The sequence below is a fragment of the Caulobacter sp. CCH9-E1 genome, assembly GCF_001556515.1.
In the GTDB taxonomy this organism is placed as follows: domain Bacteria; phylum Pseudomonadota; class Alphaproteobacteria; order Caulobacterales; family Caulobacteraceae; genus Caulobacter.
Window position 1 is genome coordinate 16,487 of sequence record NZ_LSJA01000293.1, and the last position, 18,909, is coordinate 35,395.

Here is an 18,909-nt window from a genome sequence, read left to right on the forward strand (position 1 = left end):
GCGAGACCGTGCTTTCAAGCCTGGGCGCTTCGAAGAAAGAGGGGATCCTTCCGCATGAAAATGAAAAACTTCGCCCTGGCGACCACGGCGCTCGTCGGCGTCCTGATGACCGCCGGCGCCGCCTTCGCGCAATCGACGGGCTCGCAAGCGAACGAAGTCGAGAACGTGGTCATCACCGCTGCTGGCGCCCGCGCCGTGGGCGGCCAGATCGTCGAGACGCTGCCGAAGTCGCGCGCCTCGGTTGACGCCGAGTTCCTGGCGACCCAGTCGTCCGGCCAGAACGTTTTCCAGTCGCTCAACCTGCTCCCGGGCGTCAGCTTCACCAATAACGACCCGTACGGCTCGTCGGGCGGCAACCTGCGCCTGCGGGGCTTCGACGGCAACCGCGTCTCGGTCACGTTCGATGGCGTGCCGCTGAATGACACCGGCAACTATGCCATCTATCCCAATCAGATGCTCGATCCCGAGCTGATCAGCCGCGCCAGCGTCAACCTGGGCACGACCGACGTCGACAGCCCGACCGCTTCGGCCACCGGCGGCACGATCAACTACGTCACCCGCAAGCCCGCCAACGAATTCGGCGGCGTCGCCACCGCCTCGATCGGCGAGAACAACTATCGTCGCGCCTTCCTGGTGCTCGACTCCGGCGCGTTCGGCCCCTGGGGCACGAAGGCCTTCATCGCCGGTTCGTACCAGAAGTACGACAAGTGGAAGGGGCCGGGCTCGCTCGAGAAGAAGCAGTTCAACGCCCGCATCCTGCAGGACATCGGCGACCGCGGCGACTTCGTCAGCTTGGCTGTGAATTACAACGAGAACCGCAACAATAACATCCGCTCGCTGACGCTCGCGGACTTCCGTAACTTCGGCAAGAACTATGACTTCGACGCGGTCTGCAAGCCCGCGGCGGTCGGCGGCGTCGTCGTTCCCGGCAACTGCAGCAACTACTACGGCCGTCAGGTCAATCCGTCGAACACCGGCAGCGTCCGCGGCTCGGCCCTGTTCCACTTGACCGACAACGTCCGCCTGACCGTCGACCCCTCGTTCCAGTATGTCTTGGCCGATGGCGGTTCGCAGCTGGGCACCATCAGCGAAGGCGATGGCCGGGTTCGCGGCACGGCGGGCGTGGCGAAGGATCTGAACGGCGATGGCGACACGCTCGACACCGTCGCGTTCTTCGCGCCGAGCGTGACCAACACCCGCCGCTATAGCGTCACCAGCTCGCTGATCTGGGACATTAACGACCAGCACCGCATCCGCGTCGCGTACACGGGCGATTACGGCCGCCACCGCCAGACGGGCGAGTACACGACGCTCGACGCCCAGGGCAACACGACCAACGTGTTCGGCGGCAAGGATGGGCACGGCGCCAAGGTGTTGACGTCGGACGGGAGCTTCCTCCGTGCTCGCGACCGTTTCTCGATCGCTCAGCTGAACCAGGCCGCCGCCGAGTATCGTGGCAAGTTCATGGACAGCCGTCTGACCGTGAACCTCGGCGTCCGCGCGCCCTTCTTCAAGCGCGAACTGAACCAGTTCTGCTACACGCAGAACGCCTCGTCGCTGGCCGGCGTGGTGTCGGGCTTCTCGGTGACCTGTACGACTCAGGTCCCGAACGCCGCGGCCGCCGACGGCAGCGTGACCTTCGGCACCTCGGCGACGAAGTTCATCAAGCCGTGGTCCGCTACCGTGAAGTACGACAAGGTGCTGCCGAACGCGGGCGCCAGCTATGACCTTGGTTCGGCTGGCAGCGTGTATGTCAGCTACGCCGAGGGCTTCTCGTCGCCGCGGACCGACAACCTCTACACCGCCACGCTGGTGAATGGCGTTGGCACGCCTGCCGACACCCGTCCTGAAACCACCAAGACCTATGACATCGGCTACCGCTATTCGAACCCCAAGTTCATGGCGACCGCCGCTCTTTGGAAGACCGACTACGCCAACCGCATCGTGCAGTCGTACGATCCGGACCTGGGCATCAGCATCGACCGCAACGTCGGCGACGTGAAGGCCTACGGCTTGGACACCCAGGCCGCCTGGGCTCTGGAAGAGTATCTGACGGTCTCGGCCTCGTTCTCGTACAACAAGAGCGAAATCCAGCAGAACCTGATCAACGGCGCCGCCGCCGGCAACGTGATCCCGCTGAAGGGCAAGCAGATCGTCGAGACGCCGAAGTACACCTTCGGCGGCCGCGTCGACTGGGACGTCACCGACGCCCTGCACCTGGGCGTGCAAGGCAAGTTCACGGGCGATCGCTTCTCGACCGACGTGAACGACGAAGTGGCGCCGCACTACACCGTGTGGGACCTGGAGCTGCGCTACAACCTGCCGTTCGCCAAGAGCACCTACGCTCAGCTGAACGTGAACAACCTGTTCGACGAAACCTACTTCGGTTCGATCAGCTCGCGCACCAATGCGCTGCCGATCGCCGGCGTGACCGGCACCGGCGCTCCGACCTACTACATCGGCTCGCCGCGGACCGTGCAGTTCACCCTGCGCACCGAGTTCTAAGAACTCACCGCTGGCGACAGCAAGGAAAGGGCGGCCCATCAGGGCCGCCCTTTTTCTTTGTCACGAGGGTTTGCTAACTAGGCTCCGCTTGACCCCAGGCCCCGGAGGGGCCATCTGCGCCCCCTTCGTATCTCCGACCGCCTTCATTGGACTTCCGAATGACCGTGATCGTCCCCGCCGAGTGGGCTCCGCACCGCGCCATGTGGGTGGGTTTCCCCAGCCACGCCGAGCTGTGGCAGGAAGACCTGGAACAAGCCCAGCAGGAGGTCGCCGACCTCGCCCGCGCCCTGGCCGGTCCGGGCGGTGAGCGCGTGCGCCTGATGGTGGTCGGCGACGAGGCCGAGGCCGCCGCGCGCGCCCTGCTCTCGGACACCACGGTCGAGATCGTTCGCGGCCAATTCGGCGACATCTGGCTGCGCGACACCGGTCCGATCTTCATCGACGACAACGGCAAGGCCGTCGCCGCCGGCTTCCAGTTCAACGGCTGGGGCGGCAAGTACAGCCTGGAGGGCGATGACATCGTCGCCGAGCAGATCGCCGCCGCTTCCGGCGCGCCTCTGGCTCGCAACGGTTTCATTCTGGAGGGCGGCGCCCTGGACCATGACGGCCTGGGCACCATCCTGACCACGCGCCAGTGTCTGCTGAACGCCAACCGCAACGCCGGCTGGGACGAGGCCTCGGCCGCCGCCGCCCTGGCCGGGGCCCTGGGCGCCAAGAAGGTGCTGTGGCTGGGTGATGGCCTGCTGAACGACCACACCGATGGTCACGTCGACAACCTGGCTCGCTTCGTGGCGCCCGGCGTTGTCGCCTGTCCGATGGCCTATGGCGCCGATGATCCGAACACGGAGGTCTATGCCGAGACCGCCCGCCTGCTGGCCGGCATGACCGACAGCCGGGGCTCGCCGCTGCAGGTCGCCCGCATTCCCTCGCCGGGCAAGATCCTCGACGAGGACGGCGAGCCGATCCCGGCCTCGCACATGAACTTCCTGATCGCCAACGAGGCGGTCATCGTGCCGATCTACGCCGAGGAGTCGGGCGCCTTCGCCGTCGAGGTGATCAAGGGCCTGTTCCCCGAGCGCCAGGTCATCGGCCTGCCGTCCACCGCCATCCTGACCGGCGGCGGTTCGTTCCACTGCATCAGCCAGCAGGAGCCTCAATAATGGCCCGCACGCTCAGCGTCGCCGCGATCCAGACCTCGTACGGCATGGATCTGCAGGCCAACATCAAGAAGACGGAAGGCTTTATCCGCGAGGCCGCGTCCAAGGGCGCGCAGGTCATCCTGCCGTCCGAGCTGTTCCAGGGGCCGTACTTCTGCGTCGCCCAGGAGGAGCGCTGGTTCGCCGAGGCCCATCCGTGGCGCGAGCACCCGGTCGTCAAAGCGATCGCGCCGCTGGCCGGCGAGCTGGGCGTCGTGCTGCCGATCTCGATCTTCGAGCGCGAGGGTCCGCACTACTTCAACAGCCTGGTCATGGCCGACGCCGATGGGTCGCTGATGGGCGTCTATCGCAAGAGCCACATCCCCGACGGCCCGGGTTACATGGAAAAGTACTACTTCCGCCCCGGCGACACCGGCTTCAAGGTCTGGGACACGCGTTTCGGCCGCATCGGCGTCGGCGTCTGCTGGGACCAGTGGTACCCCGAAGCCGCCCGCGCCATGGCGCTGATGGGCGCGGAGGCCCTGTTCTATCCGACGGCGATCGGCAGCGAGCCGCATGACCCGAGCCTGGACACCGCCCTGCCGTGGCGGCGGGCCATGCAGGGCCACGCCGTCTCGAACGTGATCCCGGTGATCGGCGCCAACCGCATCGGTTTCGAGCCGTGGGAGGGCTATCCCAACGGCGGCCAGACCTTCTACGGCTCGTCCTTCGTGGCCGACCATCGCGGCGACCTGGTCTCGGAACTGGGTCGTTCGGACGAGGGCCTGGTCAGCGCGACCTTCGATCTCGACTTCCTGACGACGCACCGCGCCGCCTGGGGCTTCTTCCGCGACCGCCGGCCGGAGTTCTACTCGGCCCTGTCGAGCGGCCGCCCGGCGTGATTGTCACCGACCGCCTGACCCTGCGTCCGGCGGTCGACGCCGACCGCGACGCCATCGCCGCGCTGAACGCCCATCCGCGGGTGGGCGAGTGGCTGGGCGGCGTACGCGACCGCGCCGAGAGCGACGCCTTCGTCGATCGCGTCCAGGCGCATCAGGCCGAGCACGGCTTCGGCTTCTGGGTGGTCGAGCGGCAGGCCGACGCCAGCGTCGTCGGCATGACCGGCATCTGGCGGACGCCGCCGGAGGTGGGCCTGGGGCGCATCGTGGAGATCGGCTGGCGCTTCCTTCCCGACGCCTGGGGGCAGGGCTATGCGACCGAGGCCGCGAAGGCGGCGCTGACCTACGGCTTCGAAACTGTGAAGCTGCCCGAGATCATCGCCTTCACCGCGCGCTCGAACCTGGCGTCACAGAGCGTCATGCGTCGGATCGGCATGAGCCATGATCCGCAACGCGACTTCGACCACAAGGGCCTGCCGGACGACCATCCGCTCCGCCCGCACGTCGTCTACGTCGCCCGGCCCTAGGCGCCGCATCCCGTCGGCGGGCCGCTCGCCTTCGACGCCGCCACTTCCGCCCGCGCCTTGGCCAGATCGGCCATGAAGGCGGGATCGTCATGCAGCCGCGTGACCAGGGCCGAGCCCAGATAGCGGCCGGCCTCCACATCGCTCTGGAAATGGACGCCGCAGATGATCCGGCTGTCGCCGAACGCCTTGCCCCGCGCCAGGATCGGCGACGCCTTGTCCGGGACCAGCTCGGCGATCACCGAGGCCCACGCCCAGCCGATCAGGCCATGGCCGGAGGGATAGGAACCGTCGGTCTCGATCCAGGGTTCGCGCGGCGCGCAGATCGGCGCCTTGTTGCCCACCGGCGGGCGAGGGCGCTGATAGACGCGCTTGGCCGGCTGGTAGATGCGGGCCGCATCGTCCGTCATCCGCAGCAACAGGGACGCCAGGGTCGGCGTCGCCTCCGCGCTCAGCGTCACGCCCGCCGCGCAGGAAAAGCTCCGGAGGCCGTTCTTGCCCGAAAGGTCGGCGTCGGCGATCGCTTGAGTCCAGGCCGCTGTGTTGGCCAGTTTTCGGGTCTCGTCGAACTGCGCCCGCTCGGCCTTGCCGCGGGGGGAGCTCGGCGCTGGCGGCGGTCCGATAATGGTCGTCGCGTCGATGCCGCCGTTCCCGCTCAGATAGCCCGGCGGCGGCTTGGTCCATCCCGCCGAGGGCGGAGTCGTCGCGACCATTCCCGACGGCGTCGGCGCGTCGAAGCGCGCGCAGCTGGCGAGCAGGGCGGTCGCGGCGATCAGCACGAGACGAGGCATGGCGTGCGTCCTGAAAGTCATCCGCTCACAGAGCGGGCGAGAAACGGCCCGTCAAGCTCTGCGATGTGAAAAGCGGATTGACGGGTGGATATGTTATTTCATAACACATACGCTTCAAGCCGCTCCCCTGGCCTGGTCGTATCTGTTCAGGACTCTCCATGCTTCGTCGCGCCGTCCTTTCCGCCGCGAGCCTTGTCGCGCTCGCCGCCGCTGTCTCCGCTCACGCCGAGACGCCCGCCGCGCCAGCGCCCGCCCCTCAAGACACTGAAGTGTCCAAGGTTGTGATCACCGCCGCGCCCTACGCGATCTCGCTCGACACGGTGACCAGCAGCGTCAACATCGTCACCCGCGACCACCTGGACGTCGCGCCGCCCACCGGCCTTGGCGACATGCTGAATGGCCAGCCGGGCCTGCGCTCGACCGCCTATGGTCCCGGCGCCAGCCGCCCGATCATCCGCGGCCTCTCCGGTCCCCGGGTCATGGTGCTGGAGAACGGCGTCGGCCAGGTCGACGCCTCGTCGCTGTCGCCCGACCACGCGGTGGCGTCGGACCTTGGCGAAGCCGAGCGCGTCGAGGTGCTGCGGGGGCCTTCGACCCTGGCCTATGGCGGCTCGGGCATCGGCGGCGTGGTCAACATCATCGACGATCGGGTTCCGTCGAGCCCCGCTCATAACGGTTTCGAGGGCCGCATCGCCGGCTCGATGTCGTCGGTCGACGACGGCAAGTCGATCAACGGCTCGGCCAAGTTCGGCAAGGGACCGCTGGTCTTCGCCATCGACGCCGATCACCGCAAGAGCAGCGACTACGATGTGCCGACCACGCCGGTTTCCCCGCGTCTCGCGGCGCGCGATGGCCTGACGCCTGATCCGGACAAGACCGTCAAGAACACCGACGTCGAGGTGGACGCCTACGGCGCGGGCGTCTCGTACGTGCACGACAGCGGCTATTTCGGCGCCTCGGTGAAGAGGACCGACACGACTTACGGCGTGCCCTATCTGCAGATCCTGGCGCCGATCGACCCCGAAGCCGAAGGTCCGGTCTCGATCCACCTGCAGCAAACCCGCTACGACCTGCGCGGCGAGCAGGACGTCGACCTTGGCCCGTTCGCCAAGATCCGTCTATCGGCCGGCCACGCCAAGTACGAGCACGCCGAGGTCTCGGTCGAGGACGGCGAGGTCGGCACCCGCTTCTTGTCCGACGGCACCGAAGGCCGTCTGGAACTGGTGCAGAAGGAGCGCGACGGCTGGCAGGGCGCGGTGGGCTTCCAGGCCCTGGAGCGTCACTTCGAGGCGATCGGCGACGAGGCCTTCGTGCCGTCGACCAACATCAAGGAATACGGCGTCTTCACCCTGCAGCGCCTGGACAAGGGCGACTGGGGGCTCGACGCGGGTCTCCGCTTCGACAGCCGCGAGCTGAAGACCGACTTCGCCAAGCGCTCGTTCGACAATGTCTCGGCTTCGCTCGGGGTGTTCTACAAGCCGGCCGACCATCATTTCGTGGCCCTGACCTTGTCGCACAATGGTCGCGCGCCGACCGAGTTCGAGCTGTTCGCCGACGGCCCGCACCCGGGCACTGGCGGCTATGAGGTTGGCGACGCCACCCTCGACTCCGAGAAGGTGACCTCGATGGAGGCGACCTATCGCTACACCGGTGATCGCCTGCGGGTGGAAGGTCACCTGTGGGGCGCTCAGTACGACGGCTTCATCGAGGAGAAGCCGACCGGCGCGGTCGAGGACGGTCTGCCGGTGTTCCAATACTTCCAGACCGACGCCAAGTTCCATGGCGCCGAGCTTGAGACCTCCTACGTCGCCTGGCGCGGCGGCGAGAACGCCTTGAAGCTGGAAGGCGTCTATGACTGGGTGCGCGGATCGACCGACTTGGGCATCCCGGCCCGCGTGCCGCCGTGGGCCCTGACGGGCCGCGTCGTCTGGAGCGCTCCGCGGCTGGAGGCCCAAGCCGAGGTCCGCCGCGTCGCCAGCCAGGATCGCGTGTCGACCTTCGAGCTGCCGACCGACGGCTACACCCAGGTCAACGCCACGGTCACCTTCAAGCCATTCCAGAATCCGACGCTGCGCCTGTTCGTCGATGGCCGCAACCTGACCAACGAGACCATCCGCGAGCACGCCTCGTTCCTGAAAGACTTCGCGCCCGCGGCTGGGCGTTCGGTCCGGGCCGGCTTCGCCTGGCGCTTCTAGCGCCGGCCGGAGGCGGGACCTCAAACAGCCCCTAGAGAGCCCGCCCGCGCCGGGGCCCGGATCCTCCCCCGGGCCCCGGACTCGCCTAAGACGGAGGCCAGATTGCCGCATCCGGCGGGATCGGCTAGAACCGCGAGCCTTCGCGGTCGTCTTCGAAGCGTTCGAGCGTCCGTTTCCAATTTTGTCGTAGAGCTCTTCATGACAACGACCCAGTCCGCCGGCGAGATCACCGGCAACGTCCTGTTCTACACGTCGCCCGAGCCGCTGAACCGCGAGCAGCACGCCAAGCTGGCGCTGGTGCATAAGGACAAGCCGTATGGCTTCGCCGCCGCCGGCACCGCCGTGCCGCTGACGGTCTCGGAATTCGCCCCGGCCGCCCTGACCTTCCCGGTGATCTTCGCCGGCGAGGACAAGGTGCCGCTGGCCGTGATGGGTCTGAACCAGCAGGAAAACCTGTTCATCGGCGCCGATGGTTCCGTCGAGGCGAACGTCTATATTCCGGCCTATATCCGCCGCTATCCGTTCGTGCTGGCCAATGACGACACGCAAGACCGCCTGATCGTCTGCATCGACCGCGGTTCGGACCTGCTGGCCGAAAACGGCCAGACCCCGCTGTTCGACGACAAGGGCGAACCGACCGAATACACCCAGAACTGCATCAAGTTCTGCGACGACTTCGAGCTGGAGCGCCGCCGCACGGACTCGTTTGTCCAGCTGCTGAAGGAGCTGGACCTGTTCGAGCTGAAGAAGGCCATCTTCCAGCCGCAGGACGAAACCGGCGCCGCCGCTGGCGAGCCCGTGACCGTCGCCGAGTACTTTGGCGTCTCGGAAGAGAAGCTGAACAATCTGCCGGCCGACAAGCTGAAGGAGCTGCAGCAGAACGGCGCCCTGGCGCAGATCTACGCGCACCTGGTGTCGCTGCTGGGCTGGGATCGCCTGATCAACAAGACCGTGCTGAAGCAGGCCGAAGCCGCCAACCTGAACTAGGCTTCAGCGTCAGCTAAAGACCAAGAGGGCGGCGGGGCTTCGGCTCCGCCGCCTTTTTCGTTCAGCGCGCGAAGATGCTGCGGGTCAGGCACGAGAAGACCAGGCGACCGGCCTCGTCCAGCAGGTCGTGCTGGGCGATGACGATGCCCTTGCCCTCGCCGACTGGGTCCTTGCCCATCACCGTCATGCGGCCGCGCAGCAGCTCGCCGACGGGCGGATTGCGCATCCAGCGCAGGGCGTCGACGCCCAGGCGCTTGGTCTGCGGCCAGGCGGCGCTGGCGTCGGCGTCCAGCCGCGTCCAGATCGAGAAGACCATGGCGTCGGGCGCGCCGTTCTCCACGGGCCAGCCGGGCGTGAACGCGGCGATGAACGCCTCGAGGGCCTTGGCGTCGACGGCCCGTGTCCCCAGCGAGACGACCTGACCGATCTCGATATCGTCGAACGCGGCGGGCATGGGCGGCTCCGGGATGATTCCTTCGCCGACTGTCAGGTGCGTCTTGACCATTGTCGAGAGCGCCTAGCCGGGCCATGTGTGCTGGTGCTGTCGTTTTCACAAAGTCCGGTCGCCGATGTTCCTCAAGAGAGCCGTCCTCGCCCTGCAAGCCTTCGTGGCGGCGACGTTGCTGGCGGGCGCCGCCGTGGCTGGACCGGTCGTCAATTCCGGCCATATCGAATCCGAGCTTGTTCCGCAGGAGAGCGGCATCGCGCCCGGTGGCACGATCTATGTCGCCCTGCGCCAGAAGATTCAGAAGGACTGGCACACCTATTGGCGCAATCCCGGCGACGCGGGCGAGCCGACCAAGATCGCCTGGACCCTGCCGGCCGGCTGGGCTGCGGGCGACATGGTCTGGCCGACGCCGATCAAGGCTAGGCTGGGCCCGCTGCTGGACTACGCCTATGAGGGCGAGGTCCTGATCCCCGTGCCGATCAGCGCGCCGGCCAGCGCCCAGGTTGGGACGACGGTGTCGCTGACGGCCAAGGTCTCGTACCTCGTCTGCGAGCAGGTCTGCGTGCCCGAGGACGCCGAGCTGTCGCTGCTGCTGCCGGTCGTCGCCGGTTCGGCGGGCGCCGATCCCAAGTGGGGCGGCAAGATCGCCGAGGTCCTGGCCAAGGCGCCCAAGCCCGCCGGCCTGAAGGCGGTCTTCAAGCCGGATGGCCAGGCCTTGAAGCTCGCGGTCACCGGCGCCCCGCTGAAGGGCGCTGACATGGCCGGCGCTTACTTCTTTCCCTATTCGTCCAAGGCGATCGAGCACGCCGCCGAGCAGGCGATCGACCGCGGGCCCGAAGGGCTGACCCTGACGTTGCAGCCCGGCCGTGACTTCGCGGGCGGCGCGACGCCGCCGGCCGAGCTTGCGGGCGTCCTGGCCTTGGCCAACGGTTCGGCCTGGGAGGTCACCGCGACCTCGGGCGAGCTTCCCGCCGCGGCCGCCGGGCTCGGCCCGCCGCCCGCCAAGACCCAGACGTCGACCGCCAGCATTCCCGGCGGGCTGATCGGCGCTCTGGCCCTGGCCTTCCTGGGCGGCCTGATCCTGAACCTGATGCCCTGCGTCTTCCCGGTGCTGTCGATGAAGGCGGCCAGCCTGGCCACCCACGCCCATCACGAGAGCAAGGCGCGGGCGCAGGGCGTGGCCTTCCTGGCGGGCGTGCTGGCGACGTTCCTGATCTTGGCGGGCCTGCTGCTGGCCGTGCGGGCTGGCGGCGCGGCGGTCGGCTGGGGCTTCCAGCTCCAGTCGCCGCTGGTGATCGCGGCCCTGGCCCTGCTGATGCTGCTGGTCGCGCTGAACATGTCGGGCGTCTTCGAGATCGGGACCTCGATCCAAGGCGTCGGCGCCGGGGCGTCCTCTCGCGATGGCGCGCTCGGCGCGTTCTTCACCGGCACCCTGGCGGTGGTGGTGGCGGCGCCCTGCACCGCGCCGTTCATGGCGGGCGCGCTCGGCTACGCCCTGACCCAGCCGGCGGTGGTGGCCTTGAGCGTGTTCGCGGCCCTGGGTCTGGGCTTCGCGGCGCCGTTCGTGGCTGTCGCCTTCATTCCGGCGGTCCTGCACCGCCTGCCGCGTCCCGGCGCCTGGATGGAGATCCTGAAGAAGGGCCTGGCCTTCCCGATGTACGGCGCGGCCCTGTGGTTGACCTGGGTGTTCGCTCAGCAGGCCGGACCGATCGCCCTGGGCCAGGTGCTGGGCGCGGGCGTGCTGGCCGCCTTCGGCGCGTGGGTCTACGGCCTTTCCCAAGGCCGGCGAGCGGCGGGTAAGGCGTTCCTGGGCCAGATGCTCGTCGGCCTCCTTTGCGTGGGCGCGGCTCTGGCGCTGTCAGCCTCCGCGGCCCTGGCCGCCAAGATCCCGACCGCCGTGGACTCCGCCGCCCCCTCCTCGGGGCCGGGCCTTGTCGCCGAAGCCTGGTCGCCCGAGCGCGTCGCGGCGCTGCGGGCCGAGGGCCGCCCGGTGCTGGTCGACTTCACCGCCGCCTGGTGCGTGACCTGTCAGGTCAACGAAAAGGTCGCCCTGTCCGGCGGCAAGGTGGCCGAGGCCTTCAAGGCCCAGAACGCCGTCTTCCTCAAAGCCGACTGGACCAATCGCGACCCGGTTATCGCCAAGGCCTTGGCGGATTTCGGCCGCGTGGGCGTGCCGCTCTACGTCGTCTATCCGAAGAACGGCGGCGAGCCGGTGATCCTGCCCCAGTTGCTGACCGAGGGCATGGTCATCGAGGCGATCGAGAAGGCGGGCGCCTGACGTCCGGCGCTATTTCTTCTTATCGCCGCCAAACGGCAGCTTGGCCTTCATCTGGTCCAGCGGCGTCCTGGTGATCACGACCGGCGGCGGCGCCACGATCGGCGCGGTCTTGATCGGATAGGCGCGCCAGCCCGTCTGGATCAGGGCGGTGAATCCCTGGCACTTGGGCAGATAGCGGACCATGCCCGTGCGGGGCTTGGCGAACGGCGCGGGCTGGCTGAAGTCCTGCCGCTTGGGATCGACGAAGCGCCAGTCGGTCGGCAGGCCGTAACCCTTCTCGCCGCCCAGCCGCACGGCCTTGTAGGCGATGTTGGCCTGGAAGGGCGGCACGCCGTACTTCAGCATCGCCCGCAGGAAGATGGCGTCGGCCTCTTCGCGCTTGCCCGGCTCGCCGATCGTATACAGCCAGTCGTGGACGATCGCCGCCCGCGCCGTCGGGCCCTGCGGGTCGATGAAGGCCTGGCCGTACCAGGGCACGCTGGCGAAGTCGGTGACGTACCAGCGCGGCACCACGATGACCTTGCCCGTCTCGACGTCGCAGTAGGGGAATTCCGCGTCCAGGGTGAACAGCTTGCGGCCGTCCTTGGTCTGGTTGAACAGCATGATCGGCTGCGGCGTCAGCGAGCTAGGCGGCGTCGGGGCGACCACCGGCACGAAGACGGTGGTGTTTGTCTGCGTCGCGCAGGCGGCGAGGATCAGGCTGGCGCCGCTGAGCGCGGCGAGGGTCTTCAAGCGGGACATCAGTCGGGGAGGCGGTGGTGAAAGACGGCGCCGTTCTTCTGGGCGCGGGGCGACATGAGAGCAAGCAAGAATGGCGAAGTTTCGGCCTCCGCGACGATTTCGCGACCGTTTCGCATAACGCCGATCTGTGGCAGGGTCGGTTTGGGGAGGATTTGAAGTACGGGAGACTGACATGCCGATAACCCGCCGTCTCGTCGCCGCCGGCCTGCCGCTGGCCGCTCTTGTCCCCACCGTCGCCTACGCCAGACCCGCGCCGGACTTCACCGCCGTCGACGCCGACGGAAAGACGCGCTCTCTGTCCGAGTTCCGGGGCAAGACCGTGGTTCTGGAATGGACCAACGAGGGCTGCCCCTATGTCCGCAAGCACTATTCGGGAAACATGCAGGGGCTGCAGCAGGCCGCTCGCGCCGACGGCGTGGTCTGGCTGACCGTGGCGTCCTCCGCGCCCGGCAAGCAGGGCCATTTCGCGGACGGCGCGGCCGCCAAGTCCTGGATGAACGCTCGCGGCGCCAAGCCGACGGCCCTGTTGCTGGACCCGGAAGGCAAGGTCGCGACGGCCTACAAGGCCAAGACCACGCCGCACATGTTCGTCATCGATAAGACGGGGCAGGTCGTCTACGAGGGCGCCATTGACGACCGGCCGACCAGCAAGGTCGAGGATCTGGCGGGGGCCAAGAATCTGGTCGCCGCGGCTCTGGCGGACGTGAAGGCGGGGCGCAAGGTCGCCACGCCCTTTTCGACGCCCTACGGCTGCTCGGTGAAGTACAAGGACGCCTAGGAGATTTTCAGGGGGCGAAGGCCTGAAAAAAACGTCATTGGTCCGCCATGACGCGGCGACGGCCGTTTGCTAAGCCCGAAGCGAACGCTCCGATCTCTTAGCAAGGACGCCGCCCATGGCCGATCTCGACGCTGCTTGGACCCGCCTGGAAACCGCCGCGAGGGCCGCTGGGCAGAAGCGCATCGTCGACTTCTTCGAGGACGAGCCGGGGCGCCTGGACGCCCTGACCCTGGACGTCGCCGGCCTGCATCTGGATCTCTCCAAGCAGGCGTGGGACGAGGCGGGCCTCGAGGCCGCGCTGGATCTGGCCCACGCCGCCGATGTCGAGGGCGCCCGCGCCCGGATGTTCGGCGGCGAGGCGATCAATTCGTCCGAGGGCCGCGCGGTGCTGCATACGGCGCTGCGTGCTCCGGCCGACGCCGACGTGAAGGCTCAAGGTCAGCCGGTCATGGCCGAGGTCGAGGCCGTCCGCCAGCGGATGAAGGCTTTCGCGCAGGCCGTCCGCTCGGGCGCGATCAAGGGCGCGACCGGCAAGCCGTTCAAGGCGATCCTGCACATCGGCATCGGCGGCAGCGACCTGGGTCCGCGCCTGCTGTGGGACGCCCTGCGCCCCGTGAAGCCGCAGATCGACCTGCGCTTCGTGGCCAATGTCGACGGCGCCGAGTTCGCCTTGACGACCGCCGACATGGATCCGGAGGAGACCCTGGTCATGGTGGTCTCCAAGACCTTCACGACCCAGGAGACCATGGCCAACGCCGGCGCGGCGCGGGCCTGGCTGGTCGAGGCCCTGGGCGAGCAGGGGGCGAGCCAGCACCTGGCCGCCATCTCGACCGCGCTGGACAAGACCGCCGCCTTCGGCGTGCCGGACGAGCGCGTGTTCGGCTTCTGGGACTGGGTCGGCGGTCGCTATTCGCTGTGGTCGTCGGTCAGTCTGTCGGTGGCCGTCGCCGCCGGCTGGGAGGCCTTCGAGGGCTTCCTGCGCGGCGGGGCGGCGATGGATGAGCACTTCAAGACCGCGCCGCTCGAGAAAAACGCGCCGGTCCTGGTCGCCCTGGCCCAGATCTTCAATCGCAATGGCCTGGACCGCCGCGCGCGCTCGGTTGTTCCGTACTCGCACCGCCTGCGCCGGCTGGCGTCGTTCCTGCAGCAGCTGGAGATGGAGAGCAACGGCAAGTCGGTCGGCCCCGACGGCAAGCCCGCCCAGCGCGGCACGGCCACGGTGGTGTTCGGGGACGAGGGCACCAATGTCCAGCACGCCTATTTCCAGTGCATGCACCAGGGGACCGACATCACGCCCATGGAGCTGATCGGGATCGCCAAGTCGGACGAAGGCCCGGCCGGCATGCACGAGAAGCTGCTGTCGAACCTGCTCGCGCAAGCCGAGGCCTTCATGGTCGGGCGGACCACCGAGGACGTCGTCGCCGAGCTGAAGGCCAAGGGCGTGTCGGAGGCCGAGATCGCCACCCTGGCCCCGCAGCGGACCTTCGCGGGCGATCGGCCCTCGACCCTGGTGGTCCTGGAGCGCCTGACGCCCGAGACTTTCGGCGCCCTGATCGCGCTGTACGAGCACAAGACCTTCGTCGAAGGCGTGATCTGGGGGATCAATTCCTTCGACCAGTGGGGCGTCGAGCTGGGCAAGGTGATGGCGGGTCGCATCCTGCCCGAGCTGGAGAGCGGCGCGGCCGGCGACCATGATCCGTCGACGAGCGCCCTGATCGCCCGTCTCAAAAAGTAGCTTCCTTCTCCCCTTGCGGGAGAAGGTGTCATCCGAAGGATGACGGATGAGGGGTTGGAAGGCCTTTCCGACAAAGCCCGTACGATCCCTCACCCGACCGCCTTCGGCGGCCACCCTCTCCCGCAGGGGGAGAGGGCCCCTCATCAGAACGTCTTGCGCACCCGCAGCTGGGCGAAGGTGCGCGGGTCGATCACGCGGTCTTCGACGAAGGCCACCGTCCGGTTGGGCCCGCGGTTGGCGAAGACCGTGCGGCGGATCGTGAAGTCGTCCCAGATGTTCAGCTGCGCCCGGATCGCCAGGGTCGGGGTCGGCTTGTACTCGGCGAAGGCCTCGTAATAGCGCGAGCCGCGCCAGACGCTGGTCTGGTCGACATCATAGGTGCCCTGGCCCAAGAGCGGCAGCCAGTTGATCCCCCACTGGGTCTTCCACGAGACGATGTCCTGCTGGAAGCCGATATTGGCCTGGGTCGGGCGGACCTTGGTGATCGGCCGGTCGCGGCCGGTCGTCGGGTCCTTCACGTGGGTCTCGTTCCAGTCGTTCTTGAAGGTGAAGCGCCCGCCCTTGATCCTCAGCCTGTCGGTCGGGACCACGATGTTGAGGGACAGGCGGTCCAGCGTGCCGTCGCCGATATTGCCCGTCGCCGACAGGCCGTCCGGCAGCGGCAGGCGGTCGATCACGCCGATGATCTCGTCGTGGCGATAGCCGATCGACACCACGCCCCGCCCCCAGAAGCGCCGCTCATAGGTCACTTCCGAGATCCAGCGCTGCTCGGGCTTCAAGTCGACATTGCCGCCATAGACGGTCTCGTCGTCCAGATCCGACGAGGCGGCGAAGTCGTCGAAGTCCAGCTGGCCCAGCTCGCGCTCGAAGCGGAAGCGCAGCTGACTTCCCGATTGTGGGGTCCAGGTCAGCAGGAACCGCGGCTTGGCGTAGAAGAAGCTCTTCTCGTTCTCGGCGTCGCCCGACTGCTTGATCGTCGACTTTTCCAGCCGCAGCCCGCCCTCCAGGGTCAGCTTCGGGTTCACCCGCCAGGTCGCCTTGGAGAAGGCCTCGCCGCGCAGCTCCTCGACCTTGACCGAGGCGCTGGGCAGCGGCACGCCGACCCCGCCCACGCTGTAGGCCTGGGTCACGTCCAGCATGTTGTAGGCGCCCTCGGCCCCCGCCTCGAGCGTCAGCGCCGCCGAGAAGTCGTGGCGCAGCAGCCCCCGGATGATCGACTCCGAGTCGTCGCCGTCGGCCACGAACCGCTGCTGGGGCGAGGCCGTCCCGTTCAGCCGGTCGTCGCTGGTCGAGACGTTGTCGAAGTCCTCGAACGAGTGGATCAGCCGGGTCTCCAGGCTCCATTTCGGCGCCAGCGTCCGGGCGTAGGTCAGGCCCAGCTCGCCCGAGTGGCTCTCCTCGTCATAGGCGCTGCGGCGGAAGGTCGTCGGCGAGGTCAGGTCGGTCCATTCGTGCCAGTCGTTGCGGCCAAAGCGCGCCGTGGCCTCCAGCTTGCCGCCCAGGAGCGGGCCCGACCAGTTGCCGCGGATCGAGCGCCCGCCGCCGTAGCCGTCGTCCAGATAGGCCTCGTCGCGGATCAGCTTGCCGGTCCCGTCGTGGCGGACGCTGCGGCCCGCGCCGTTGGAGTCGCTGGTCGAGGTGCCGTCGCTGAGCAGCACGCCCCAGCTGGTGTCGCCGTTGGTGGCGGTGAACTGATAGCTGCCGCCATAGACATCGTGGCCGCCGTCGAACAGCGACGCGTTCCAGGTGGCGATCTGCTGGTGGTTGACGCCCTTCTTCAGCACCACGTTCGCGACGACCGAATAGCCCTGCATGTCGACGCCCGGCGCGCCGCCGCGGATCAGCTCGATGCGCTCGACCCGGTTGGCCGGGATGCGCGACAGGGCGTTGGAGGCCGTGTCGTTCTTCGAGGCGGGTCGGTTGCCGTTGATCAGCACATTGCCGACCGCCCCTTCGAAGCCGCGCGTGCCCGCCCCGTCCTGGATCGTGAAGCCCGGCACGCGGTTGACCATGTCTTGCGCCGTGTTCGGACGATTGGCGGCGAAGAAGTCCGGGGTGAAGACCAGCACGCCCTTCTGGGCCGCGTCGTCCATCGGGGCCTGGGACGTCGGACCCGTGGGGACCGGCGCCACGGCGGCGGCCTGGTCGCCCGGCTTGCCCGTTTCGCTTGTCAGGGGCGTGTCCGCCGCCTGGACCGAGCCGGCGGCGGCGAGCAACACGGTGGCGGCGGTCGCCAGAAGCGCGGTCTTGGTCATGTACTTTCCCCTCACGAGGAAAGCTGTGGCCGCCGGTCCCGTTCACCTCAAGTTACAAGCGTGAAAGGTGGGTTACATCTCTGATAGATTACAAGGTCGTCATGTTTATAACGGGCGGCTCTGCGGATAAGCCTGGCCGCGCCGGCCGAAAGTCTTAAGGCTTCGTGTATAGACGCCGCCGGGATCAGCTCTCGTTGGCGGGGGGCGCATGCGGCTCGGGGACGGGCGGCAGGCTCTCCATCCGCGCCTTCACGGCCTGGAGCAGCTTGTATTCCTGCCGCCGCATCAGCTCGTCGAAGACGCGGGACCGCTCGGCGCGGATCGCCTCGATGGAGCTGTCGGCGCTGACGGCGCCGGTTTGGGGTGAGGTCGGCGAGGCCGGGGGTCTGTGCTTGGACATGCGAGGTTCCTCTCGGTTTGGGCATGCGGCGACGGTCTTCCGCCGGAAAAGCCGGCGGGCTGGGGAGGCGGCGGAGCTCCGGGGCGCGCCCGGAAGGATGTTGGAGTTACCGTTTCGACGAGACCCGGATGCTCCGCGCGATCGTTTGGACGAAAGCCCTCGGCGCGCGGGGTTTTAACCCGCTTCCGAAAGAGGCCTCCGGCGGGCGGAAGGGAAAGCGCCCCTCCCGGACCGCGCGGGCGATTTCAGCCCGCGCCTGGCGCGATCATCCCGTCGTCGCGAGCATGGCCCCCGGCCCGACCGCCGGAAGGAGCCGCCCCGTCCGGAGCTGTCGCCCTTCCGCACGGCCCGCCGGGCCCCGCGACGCCGAGCCGGACCGCATCCCGCTCGACCACCCCCGCCGCCCGTTCGGTCGCCAGCTGGACGGCCTCCCCCGCGACGGGGCGAGGACAAGTATGGGCATGGGTCTGGAGGGGGAGGATAGATTGAGCTGTAAAAATGAGAAGTGATTGATTTGGTTGGATTCGATTCCGGATACGCGGCTGCGTTCAGGGCCATTCGGGGCCCCTTCTCCCCTTGCGGGAGAAGGTGTCCGCGAAGCGGACGGATGAGGGGTCGATAGTCGGCGCCGCCCGCGCGACCCCTCACCAGGCCCTGCCGGGCCACCCTCTCCCGCAAGGGGAGAGGGGTTGCGTCGCGATCGCTGTTCTTGTTATGTTCCCTTCATGGTTGATCACGCTCGCCAACTCGCCTTCGCGCGCCGGATGCGCCGCGAGCCGCCAGCGACCGAGCGGCTGCTGTGGCGGCTGCTGCGCGACCGTCGGCTGGACGGCCTTAAGTTCCGGCGGCAGCTCCCGATTGGCCGCTATGTCGTGGACTTCGTCTGCCTGCGTCATCGGCTGATCATCGAGGCCGACGGGCCCCACCACCAGAACTCGCCGACCGACCCGATCCGCGACGCCTGGCTGAGAGGGCAGGGCTTTCGCGTGCTGAGGTTCGCCAATCCCGAGATCCAGGGCTATCCGGACCGCGTTCTGGGCCAGATCCTCGAAGCCGTCGCCGCGCCGCTGACGCCTCCTTCTCCCCTTGCGGGAGAAGGTGTCGGCGGAGCCGACGGATGAGGGGGTGATAGTCCTCTCCGCCGCCGCCCGACCTGTCCGCGATCACGGCGCGGCCTGTACGACCCCTCACCCGACCCACTTCGTGGGCCACCCTCTCCCGCAAGGGGAGAGGGAAA

General features: G+C 68.1%; 14 protein-coding genes and 1 pseudogene. 10 read left to right on the plus strand and 5 right to left on the minus strand.

Annotated features, from left to right (window positions below; translation table 11 throughout):
* The first annotated feature begins 54 nt into the window (after positions 1–54).
* The 4 genes from AX690_RS16435 to AX690_RS16450 all read left to right on the plus strand — a co-directional run bounded on the left by AX690_RS16435 (position 55) and on the right by AX690_RS16450 (position 5,067).
* The gene (locus tag AX690_RS16435) at positions 55–2,505 is read left to right on the plus strand and encodes a TonB-dependent receptor (protein WP_066681292.1); all 2,451 of its coding nucleotides are present in this window, start codon (positions 55–57) and stop codon (positions 2,503–2,505) included.
* Between the two features lie 158 nt (positions 2,506–2,663).
* The gene (locus AX690_RS16440) at positions 2,664–3,665 is read left to right on the plus strand and encodes an agmatine deiminase family protein (protein WP_066681290.1); all 1,002 of its coding nucleotides are present in this window, start codon (positions 2,664–2,666) and stop codon (positions 3,663–3,665) included.
* The gene (gene aguB / locus AX690_RS16445) at positions 3,665–4,543 is read left to right on the plus strand and encodes an N-carbamoylputrescine amidase (protein WP_066681288.1); all 879 of its coding nucleotides are present in this window, start codon (positions 3,665–3,667) and stop codon (positions 4,541–4,543) included. Before AX690_RS16440 ends, aguB begins: the two co-directional genes overlap by 1 nt.
* Complete coding sequence (locus tag AX690_RS16450; protein WP_066681286.1) at positions 4,540–5,067, plus strand: GNAT family N-acetyltransferase; 528 nt, start codon at positions 4,540–4,542, stop codon at positions 5,065–5,067. Before aguB ends, AX690_RS16450 begins: the two co-directional genes overlap by 4 nt.
* On the opposite strand, the gene AX690_RS16455 is transcribed toward AX690_RS16450, so the two are convergent.
* The gene (locus AX690_RS16455) at positions 5,064–5,855 is read right to left on the minus strand and encodes a phosphatase PAP2 family protein (RefSeq protein WP_066681284.1); all 792 of its coding nucleotides are present in this window, start codon (positions 5,853–5,855) and stop codon (positions 5,064–5,066) included. The two genes, AX690_RS16450 and AX690_RS16455, sit on opposite strands and share 4 nt — an antisense overlap.
* Before the next feature lie 158 nt (positions 5,856–6,013).
* On the opposite strand from AX690_RS16455, the gene AX690_RS16460 reads away from it, so the two are divergent.
* Both AX690_RS16460 and AX690_RS16465 read left to right on the plus strand, forming a co-directional pair.
* Positions 6,014–8,050 (plus strand): TonB-dependent receptor, encoded by a 2,037-nt coding sequence (locus AX690_RS16460; protein ID WP_082769706.1) that lies wholly within the window; start codon positions 6,014–6,016, stop codon positions 8,048–8,050.
* A gap of 198 nt (positions 8,051–8,248) precedes the next feature.
* On the plus strand, positions 8,249–9,037 hold the full coding sequence (locus AX690_RS16465) for a SapC family protein (protein WP_066681277.1): 789 nt from the start codon (positions 8,249–8,251) through the stop codon (positions 9,035–9,037).
* A gap of 61 nt (positions 9,038–9,098) precedes the next feature.
* Here AX690_RS16465 and AX690_RS16470 read toward each other — a convergent pair whose 3' ends face one another.
* Positions 9,099–9,491, minus strand: coding sequence for an acyl dehydratase (locus AX690_RS16470; protein ID WP_066681327.1), 393 nt, complete (start codon positions 9,489–9,491; stop codon positions 9,099–9,101).
* Between the two features lie 115 nt (positions 9,492–9,606).
* Between AX690_RS16470 and AX690_RS16475 the strand changes: the two genes are divergently transcribed.
* Entirely contained in the window at positions 9,607–11,763 is a 2,157-nt protein-coding gene (locus tag AX690_RS16475) for a protein-disulfide reductase DsbD (protein ID WP_066681276.1), read from the plus strand.
* A gap of 9 nt (positions 11,764–11,772) precedes the next feature.
* Here AX690_RS16475 and AX690_RS16480 read toward each other — a convergent pair whose 3' ends face one another.
* Entirely contained in the window at positions 11,773–12,504 is a 732-nt protein-coding gene (locus AX690_RS16480) for a DUF1353 domain-containing protein (RefSeq protein WP_066681275.1), read from the minus strand.
* 172 nt (positions 12,505–12,676) lie between these two features.
* Here AX690_RS16480 and AX690_RS16485 point away from each other — a divergent pair, with 172 nt between their 5' ends.
* Together AX690_RS16485 and pgi are read left to right on the plus strand one after the other, a co-directional pair.
* Entirely contained in the window at positions 12,677–13,282 is a 606-nt protein-coding gene (locus tag AX690_RS16485) for a thioredoxin family protein (protein ID WP_066681272.1), read from the plus strand.
* Between the two features lie 115 nt (positions 13,283–13,397).
* Positions 13,398–15,017 (plus strand): glucose-6-phosphate isomerase, encoded by a 1,620-nt coding sequence (pgi, locus tag AX690_RS16490; protein WP_066681270.1) that lies wholly within the window; start codon positions 13,398–13,400, stop codon positions 15,015–15,017.
* A gap of 143 nt (positions 15,018–15,160) precedes the next feature.
* Here the strand turns inward: pgi and AX690_RS16495 are convergent, their stop codons facing one another.
* Both AX690_RS16495 and AX690_RS16500 read right to left on the minus strand, forming a co-directional pair.
* On the minus strand, positions 15,161–17,272 hold the full coding sequence (locus AX690_RS16495) for a TonB-dependent siderophore receptor (RefSeq protein WP_066681268.1): 2,112 nt from the start codon (positions 17,270–17,272) through the stop codon (positions 15,161–15,163).
* Between the two features lie 184 nt (positions 17,273–17,456).
* On the minus strand, positions 17,457–17,672 hold the full coding sequence (locus AX690_RS16500; RefSeq protein ID WP_066681267.1) for a hypothetical protein: 216 nt from the start codon (positions 17,670–17,672) through the stop codon (positions 17,457–17,459).
* A 704-nt stretch (positions 17,673–18,376) separates the two neighbouring features.
* Between AX690_RS16500 and AX690_RS16505 the strand changes: the two are divergent.
* Positions 18,377–18,793: pseudogene (locus AX690_RS16505) on the plus strand (DUF559 domain-containing protein); the annotation flags it as partial.
* Positions 18,794–18,909: the final 116 nt, after the last annotated feature.